The 1,874-nt window shown below is 66.0% G+C and carries 2 protein-coding genes; one reads left to right on the top strand and one right to left on the bottom strand.

The annotated features are described in order from the left end of the window. A partial coding sequence (locus tag Q4E95_RS13345; protein ID WP_303383764.1) for an NAD(P)-dependent oxidoreductase occupies positions 1-447 on the top strand: 447 nt, incomplete at its 5' end. 27 nt (positions 448-474) lie between these two features. On the opposite strand, the gene Q4E95_RS13340 is transcribed toward Q4E95_RS13345, so the two are convergent. After that, on the bottom strand, positions 475-1,710 hold the full coding sequence (locus Q4E95_RS13340) for a cysteine desulfurase family protein (protein WP_303383763.1): 1,236 nt from the start codon (positions 1,708-1,710) through the stop codon (positions 475-477). Positions 1,711-1,874: the final 164 nt, after the last annotated feature.

The following is a 1,874-nucleotide window of genomic DNA, read 5'->3' as shown; positions in this document are numbered from 1 at the left end:
CCCGAGGACCGCCCGGTGTCCGAGGACGAGCTGGGAGATCTGGCCGGACGCGTGACCCAGGTGCCGTGGGACGAACTGATCGAGACCAGCGACTACATTTCGCTGCACGTGCCGCTCACGGAGGACACCACCCACCTGATCAACGCGGAAGTGCTGCGCCGGATGAAGTCCACCGCGGTGTTGGTCAACACGGCCCGCGGCCCGGTAGTTGATGAAAATGCATTGGTCCGAGCGCTGCGAGATCGTGAGATCTTCGCCGCCGGGTTGGATGTGTTCGAGAACGAGCCCCACCTGGCCGAGGGTCTGGCCGATTTGCCCAACGCGTTCCTGCTGCCTCACGTGGGCTCCGCCGAGGTCGGTTCGCGCTCGGGCATGGCGCGCAAGGCCGCGGAGAATGCCGTGGCCATGGCGCGCGGTGAGACCCCGCCGTATGAGGTCACACCGTAAGACTCAGCGGGCCTTACAGTGTGCGGATCAGCTCGTACCACCGCGCAGCTCGGCGATGATCTGCGCGGTGGCGCGGATCGCGTGGTCGATATCCGCCTCGGTGGTTTCCCTGCCCAGGCTGAAGCGCACGGACGTGGTGGCCACCTCGGCGGGAACACCCAAGGCCGTGAGCACGTGGGACGGTTCCGAGGAGCCGGTCGCGCACGCGGACCCGGACGAGACCAACACACCCTGATTCTCCAGATCCACGAGCACGGTCTCACCGTTCACGCCGGGGAAGCAGAAGAACGCATTGATCGGCAGGCGCGAGATCCCGTTCAACCCCGGCGACGCTCCGGTTTCACGCGGGTCCGGGCCGGTGAGGAGTGCGCCCGGTACGGAGCCGAGGATCCCGTGAATCAGACGGTCCCGCAGTGCGGTGACCCGGGCGGCGTATTCCTCCCGTTCCCGCTCCGCGAGCTGAAGGGCGGTGGCCAATCCCACAGCGCCGGCCACGTTGGAGGTGCCCGAGCGGCGCCCTCGTTCCTGGCCCCCACCGCTCATGAGCGTGCGCAGGGGAGTGCCACGTTTGACCCACAACAGTCCGAGGCCCTGAGGCGTGCCGAACTTGTGCCCCGCCAGACTCAGCGCGCTGACACCGAGCTCGTTGACGTCCAACGGAAGGGTTGCCGCACTCTGGACCGCGTCCGTGTGCAGTGGAACTGCGAACTCCGCTGCAATCCGGGCGAGCTCGGGAATGTTCTGTACGGTCCCAACTTCGTTGTTCGCGAGCATTACGGAAGCCACGGCGACCGAGCTGGACCCCGGGGTGCTACCGGATCGGGAGCGGGCGGCGTCGTCCTCGGCCAGGGCGGCACGGAAGGTGTCCGGGGAGACGAAACCCGCCGAATCCACGGGCAACTCCACGGCGGTGAAGGCCTCGTGCCGGGCGAGCGAGTGGGCGGATTCCAGAACGGCGTCGTGCTCGATAGAGCTCACCAGGACTCGGTTCAACTCCGGACGGCGCTCCCTGCGAGCCAACGCAATGCCCTTGATCGCCAAATTATCCGCCTCGGTGCCGCCGGAGGTGAAGATGATTTCACTCGGTCTGGCTCCCAAAACGGCGGCGATGCGCCCGCGGGCGTCATTCAGTGCGCGAGCGGCGCGCTGACCGCGTTCGTGATGACTGGACGCGTTGCCGAAATTTTGGGTGAGCCACGGCCACATCGCTTCAATCACTTCGCGGCGCGGCGCGGTGGTGGCTGCGTGATCCAGGTAAATCATGGTGTGGCCTTTCGGGGTGGTTGACCTGTGATGACAGTGACGCCGAGGGGCGGAGTGCTGCAAAATAAAGTATGGAAGAAAACACGCTGACCACCATTGCCCAGTCCACGCTGAATAAGGCCCGCGAATCGTCCAGCGGTCGATCCGCGCACAACCTGTACGGC

This window comes from Kocuria sp. (assembly GCF_030536815.1).
Lineage (GTDB): Bacteria > Actinomycetota > Actinomycetes > Actinomycetales > Micrococcaceae > Kocuria > Kocuria gwangalliensis.
Note: the sequence above shows the minus strand (reverse complement) of the source record. Positions and strands in the feature narration are given on the sequence as shown.